The 5,303-nt window shown below is 47.4% G+C and carries 5 protein-coding genes and 2 pseudogenes; 1 reads left to right on the forward strand and 6 read right to left on the reverse strand.

Features of this window, described 5'->3' with window-relative positions; all coding sequences use genetic code 11:
- Nucleotides 1-221: pseudogene (locus tag H618_RS21910) on the reverse strand (hypothetical protein); the annotation flags it as partial.
- Between the two features lie 261 nt (nt 222-482).
- Between H618_RS21910 and H618_RS23230 the strand changes: the two are divergent.
- Nucleotides 483-749 carry a hypothetical protein gene (locus H618_RS23230; RefSeq protein ID WP_081673815.1) on the forward strand — a complete coding sequence of 89 codons (267 nt, stop codon included), beginning with the start codon at nt 483-485 and terminating at the stop codon, nt 747-749.
- Between the two features lie 432 nt (nt 750-1,181).
- Here H618_RS23230 and H618_RS22635 read toward each other — a convergent pair whose 3' ends face one another.
- From H618_RS22635 to H618_RS23040, 5 genes and pseudogenes are all read right to left on the reverse strand, one after another.
- Nucleotides 1,182-1,733, reverse strand: a complete 552-nt coding sequence (locus H618_RS22635; RefSeq protein WP_081673816.1) for a DUF6990 domain-containing protein — start codon at nt 1,731-1,733, stop codon at nt 1,182-1,184.
- A gap of 398 nt (nt 1,734-2,131) precedes the next feature.
- A complete protein-coding gene (locus H618_RS23035) occupies nt 2,132-2,644 on the reverse strand; it encodes a hypothetical protein (RefSeq protein WP_081673817.1) in 513 nt (170 codons plus the stop codon).
- Nucleotides 2,645-2,747: 103 nt separating this feature from the next.
- Nucleotides 2,748-3,302, reverse strand: coding sequence for a hypothetical protein (locus tag H618_RS22645; RefSeq protein ID WP_081673818.1), 555 nt, complete (start codon nt 3,300-3,302; stop codon nt 2,748-2,750).
- 287 nt (nt 3,303-3,589) lie between these two features.
- Nucleotides 3,590-3,988: a hypothetical protein gene (locus H618_RS22840; protein WP_154660686.1), complete on the reverse strand. Its 399-nt coding sequence runs from the start codon at nt 3,986-3,988 to the stop codon at nt 3,590-3,592.
- Nucleotides 3,988-5,303 (reverse strand): annotated as a pseudogene (locus H618_RS23040) (hypothetical protein); the annotation flags it as partial. The pseudogene H618_RS23040 and the gene H618_RS22840, both read right to left, overlap by 1 nt.

Here is a 5,303-nt window from a genome sequence, read left to right on the forward strand (position 1 = left end):
AGCTTGTCCTGGGCGGTGATGCTGGTCTGTTTCTCGACCCAGTTCTTGTCACCGGTGGTCTGGCCGTAGCCCACCGAGCCGCTGGCGCCCGATCCGGGGCCGACCACCACCGTGGCGCTGAGGTCGAACTCCTTGCCTTGCACCTTGCCGGTGTCGGGTAGCGAGCTGACGTTGAGGTCGCGGCCGACGCGGCCTGCGTCGTCTCTGCGCGTTGCGCCGCTTCGCAACAACGCCTTATAGTGCCGCGGTCGCCCACATGGCGATTCAGGTTTGGCGACCTGACAGTAGAGAGATGCGCAGGCTCACAGCTTATTTGCAGCCCCCTGCGCGCCCGCAGCGCCGTTCAATGACGGCTGTGCGTGGGAGACCTTCGGGTCTGCCGGTCTTCTCTACTGCCGGTTCGCCAACCTGCGTACAGCTGTCACCCAATCGTTTGGCGACGTCGAGTGACGGTTTTAACCCGTTAAGTAGAGAACCCCACGATGAACCGATATCTACCCCTCACCGGACATGATTCAAACGTTCCAACCTTACTCATCGATACCCAAGCGCCCCTCGACGTGCTTCACGACGCAGCTATGTATCGGATTCGGATGGTGACTGAATGCCTAGAGCGTTTTGCAGAGTCCGAGCAAATCACCAAAGATGCGATTGTGCGGTGTGATCTGGCTAGGTTGTTAGGCTGCCAATTGCGAGATGGATGCGACTTATTAGATGTGATCGGATGGCGATTGAAGGCTAACGCCTAATTCGAAGATCGGACAGTCCAGCAGGGCTGTCCGATTGGAAAAGAAGTTTTTAAAGAGCGCTAGTTTACTCAGGCAGGCAGTATTCATTCCTGGTAAAAAGTGACTACAGGACCGTAGTCCTGATCAGTGTCGGACACATCGACGATAAACTTCATGTTCGGAAAAGCCTGCTTTAATGCAGCTTTCCACGAAAAAACTATCACTTCTGCGAGCTTCGAAAAAACGCGATCATCCGTATCCCTAGCGCAGCCGGAAAAATGTCCAACATATATATAGCTGATGGCTTTTCAAACAGCTGACCATTATAGCCATATCTTTCAAACCACTTTTTTCGCCTCAGTTAAACTAATGAAAGACAATGATTTTTGAGGTTATCCAGAATACTTCATCCACTCAGAGATGATATCAAACGCACGTAACACTCAAGGAATTCTATGTTTCAGACGTAGCTTTCAACACTGCTCGATGAATCATACCCTCAGTGATGTAAGGTACAAAACCAAGCCTATCTCCCGCCTCAAAAATTTTGCTGTAACTGTTTAGCGTTTCAAAATCACCAGATATCGCCAATGCAGCCAGATGCTTAAGGGGCAAAATGCCTTTACTGTCAGTAGGCAGCTGCTTGTAAAAAGACACTCCAGACTCAATGTCTTGAGAACATGCCCAAGATATGACTCTTTTTGACATCACTGCAACATCACTGCTGGAAAGTTTAACCGGCTTCTCCGGGGGTTCATTACTGACTATTATTGGTGAGTATCGGTTCTCTTCTCCTCGCACAAAAGCGACAGCTTCCGAGAATTTTTTGGTCGAAACCGACGGCATCAGTGAAACTCGAAAATGGGCCAAGCGTTTTTTCACAGATGGGGTTATTTGAACCTCAACCCCACCAACTTCTGCCACGCAAAAACAATCCCCGACTTCATCCTTCTCACAGATCCAGCCCTGCTCTATCAGAATTTCGATCATATCTTTTTCGGTCATTATTTCGCACCAGGGAAATTCATTATTTCAATAAGAATTCCGTTAGGATAGCCTTTATCTATTAGCTGCACTCCTGGCGTCAGGCCGAAACTTTCGGCGACTTTCCCTCTTGGAATTGAACTCCCATCCTTTATTTGGGGGAAAATTTCTGACTGCCGAATACTCAAGTCGGCATTCCCTGTCTTGACTTCAATGATTCTCAGTGTCCCGTCAGGTGCCTCAGCCACGGTATCTGACCTGCAACGACCGGTTCCGCAGGAGCTACCGAATGATATTTCCTTTTCGCTGACTCTGAATCCTTGAGATGAAAGTTGATTATGTCATCTACCATATTCAAGTGATGATCATAGTGGTCTTTGATGGTGACCTTCGGATCTGTAGCAGTGGCTTTTGCTCTATTAAACCAGGCCAACATTTCGCAATATCACCTCACTTACAAACTCCAACCCACCAACTTCCACCTTGGATCCGTCTATATAATGGGAATGACCACAGACGTTACATTGATAAGCCAATAGCCCGTTGTGCCGACCTATAAATACGCGCATCCCATCAGACTCGCACCTAGGGCATTGCTTATCGATTTCAACAGTTATTAACACCTCGATTGTATCGCGTAGAAACCGCGCAATAGACTCAACGTCCTTAGCCTTATATTTCAAAATGACCTTTTTGAAGCGTGTTATATCACTAGATAAAAATGAAGAATAATCAACAGGCATTAACCTTTCATTTACATGTGAAAACTCATCGAACCCATAACTCAAAAACGGCTCAACAGCAAAAAATCTATAATTACCTCTGACCCACAAAAGAACAACCCCAAGAACATCTCTTAACGATGACTCTTCACTAAGCGGCATCACAGCCAACTGAAGCTCACGCCACACATGCACAGGGAGAGATCTCATTAGTTCGCCACCTTAACCGGGAAGGTACTTATCACTGAAGTAGGAAGATCACTGAGAGCGTTATTAGCTTCTGCTGCTACCCCCTCGCTCCCTTTCGCACCGACTAGCTAGAATAGGAAGAAATCAAAGCTTTTGCGATGATACCTTCCGCGGTGCAACCGGATGCCAGCTCAGCCAACTCATCCATCGAGATAAAGTTTGAGTTTAAATACTCGTAAAAACTCTTTTGAAGCTCTGTTTCTTTCACAGCAATAACACCAAATTCTTCATATGCGCTTTCAAAGCCAACCCATTTGTACGCGCTATCGCATAGAACCATTGGATAACCAACCGCTCCATCAAAAAAACTTTCAAAGTTCTTACTCAGCCAACGAACATCTTTCTCTAAATCGCTTCCATCGAAAGAAAAACAAGAGTTACCTAGTCGCGCACCTCCTGAAAACTTTATAAATACATCTGACTTAAAGCTGGAAACGCTATTCGATATCAAATCCGAAAACATTTCAAAAAAACAGAGCAATGGCCTCTCGAAAAACCAAAACAGATACCCACCACCAATAAAAACATTCATCGGCAAGTCTTTATTAAAATTTATGACACCTGAAAGCCTATCAAGAAAAGAATGCAAATCTTTATCTTCAACTTTAAAAACAGCCATGGCTACTCCCCTGAAAACCTGATTTTCGCAGTTGGTCCTTTTACCCCTTCTATGGTCAACGACGCGGAAGGTTGCCCTGTAGACGTTGAAGATGGATAGAATCGATAGGTCTTCTCTCCATTAGTTAACACGGTAACTGAACCATCCTGAGACATTGTCTTTTTATAACCATTAGACTCAAGGGTCTTTATGGCGCTGCTCTGAGTAATGTTCGGCTCTATCTGTCCTGCACTATTTCGCGTAGCTTTCGGAAATAACTCAATCGATGTTGCTTTTACACCAACAACTTACGAAGAAAATAAATTGCCATTTTCGCCCACCCAAATTATACCTGGCACTTCATAAAAATACATTGTGAGGGCTTCGTCACTTTCACTCACAACGCCTTCCGGCCACTTATCTTTCAAGAAAGACACGATCTGTTGCGCATCCAACCGCCAGTGAGACTCTTCATCATTAATCGAAAATTTCGGATGCGGATTATCAGAAGAGATATAGCAATCCGTATTTGGCGCTATAAATTTTATTCTTCCAGTAACAAGCAGATATTCCACTACAGAAAAAAAAGCATTTTTTTGCTGAGAAAACGATAGCTCAGGATTCCATGAACCAATTGCACTAAAAAGAGCCGATACCCCCAGACCAAATGAATCACGTACTATTTCTTCAACAAGTCTAATATCCATTAAGGATTTCCAATCAGAAATTTTATTTCTGGATTATACGTTGTGCCTGCTGCGGCTTTAGGCACATCAATAGTCCAGGCTGGGCCAGTCTGGCCAGATGAAGAGGAAAAATTTCGAAGTGTGAAATTCCCCTCAGGTGTATTGACAACATATATATCCCCTTTTCCAGGAATACTTCGAGGAGACGGCAACTGCGTCGAGCCTGTCAACTGCGAAAAATACTGTTTAACTTCCACATCTGTTGCACCAGAAAATATTTTTGCATTTCCTGTGTTTGGAACCTCAATGAGCGAGCGGTTTCCGATTTGAATACCACTCCTTGTACTCGAAGAGCTAAACAGCTCCGTTATTTCGGTACTGCGGCTTATGCTTGGAATACCTTTTGTACCTTCAGCCCCAGTCCCTTTCTCAGATCCGCCCTGCCCCCCACCTTTATGCCCCGACTCCACTGATACCGCCCGACGCTCCCCACCACCCTTACGCCCCGGCAAAGCACCAGTCAACACCGACGTCATGAACTTCCCGCCGCCGATCAGCTCGTTATCGAATTTAAGGTCCTTGTCCAGGTCCTTATTCTCGATATAGTCGGCCAACCTTTTGCCTAGGTTTTCGTTGAGTTTTTCCACCCACTCATTGAATTTCTTGCCATAGGGCGTTTGGTCCACCGCTTTGCGTACCGCCATCTGCGCCAGGCCTTTCGGGCCTTGAGTCACAGCGATCAGAACCCCGATTGTTTCTTCCTGCTCGGGATGAGCCTGAACGTACTTGTTCAGCTCAACGACGGAGCGCAACGTTTCCTGAGAAATCGTGAGGGGTTTGGAATTCTCAGGGGTGACGAGCGATTCGGCGAGCTCGATGACACCCGGCGTCAACTCTGTCAGTTCCCGAAGTGGGCCCACATCGATACCGCTCAGGTTCGCAAGCTCTTCCACCACTGTTTTCTGGAAGTCGTGATCCGCCATCAGTTCCTTCGCTTGGCGGGGGCTCAGGCCAGCTTGCAGCAAACCATCCAACGTATTCTCGGCAAAATCATCGCCCATCCGCTGCGTTGTCTGCGTGTCCAGCTTGCGGCCCAGCGAGCTTTCCAGCTTGTTCATCGCCCGGGTCAGGTTGCGGGACGCCTGCTCGTAGTTCTGCTTGGCGGTTTCGTCGTAGTTCTTTACTTGCCTGGCCCATTCCTTGACCGTTGCAGGTGTGTGCCTGACCGCATCCACCGAGGACTTGGTCACATACAGATCAGTCCGCCGCTCATCATCCTTGGTGACTTCATACGCCCGATCCACATCGCGGTTCAGGCCTGTGGTCGAGTCCTGGC

Source organism: Pseudomonas cremoricolorata DSM 17059 = NBRC 16634 (assembly GCF_000425745.1).
Taxonomy (GTDB): Bacteria; Pseudomonadota; Gammaproteobacteria; order Pseudomonadales; family Pseudomonadaceae; genus Aquipseudomonas; species Aquipseudomonas cremoricolorata.

Excerpts from the sequence above, each read along its gene's own strand:
- H618_RS23230 (WP_081673815.1), top strand. The coding sequence starts at position 483 with ATGAACCGATATCTACCCCTCACCGGACATGATTCAAACGTTCCAACC.
- H618_RS22635 (WP_081673816.1), bottom strand. The coding sequence starts at position 1,733 with ATGACCGAAAAAGATATGATCGAAATTCTGATAGAGCAGGGCTGGATC.
- H618_RS23035 (WP_081673817.1), bottom strand. The coding sequence starts at position 2,644 with ATGAGATCTCTCCCTGTGCATGTGTGGCGTGAGCTTCAGTTGGCTGTG.
- H618_RS22645 (WP_081673818.1), bottom strand. The coding sequence starts at position 3,302 with ATGGCTGTTTTTAAAGTTGAAGATAAAGATTTGCATTCTTTTCTTGAT.
- H618_RS22840 (WP_154660686.1), bottom strand. The coding sequence starts at position 3,988 with ATGGATATTAGACTTGTTGAAGAAATAGTACGTGATTCATTTGGTCTG.